Raw genomic sequence first — 250 nt, 5'->3', positions numbered from 1 at the left:
CGCGCGATGCTCGCGAGGTGCCCGAGGGCACGACCGCCGGTGCGGCGCTCACCGATCTCGCGTCGTTCGGCACGGCGGCATTGGTCGATGCGGTGGCGCTGCTCGCAGAGAACGCCGAAGCCGGGGAACCGCAGGAGGGCGAGGCGAGCTACGGGCACAAACTGTTGCGAGATGAGGGCCGGCTTGACCCCCCACGGCCACACGGCGAAGGGCAGCGAACGGTGGCCGGCCAGCACCCGCAACCCCCGTC

The 250-nt window shown here is 72.4% G+C and carries 1 pseudogene; it reads left to right on the top strand.

The features are described 5' to 3' along the window. Window positions 1–17: 17 nt before the first annotated feature. Window positions 18–250, top strand: a pseudogene (locus AMS65_RS00440) (methionyl-tRNA formyltransferase); the annotation flags it as partial.

This window comes from Leucobacter celer subsp. astrifaciens (assembly GCF_001273835.1).
Taxonomy (GTDB): domain Bacteria; phylum Actinomycetota; class Actinomycetes; order Actinomycetales; family Microbacteriaceae; genus Leucobacter; species Leucobacter celer.
The sequence above is the reverse complement of the archived record's forward strand: the minus strand, read 5'-3'. Positions and strand labels throughout refer to the sequence as shown.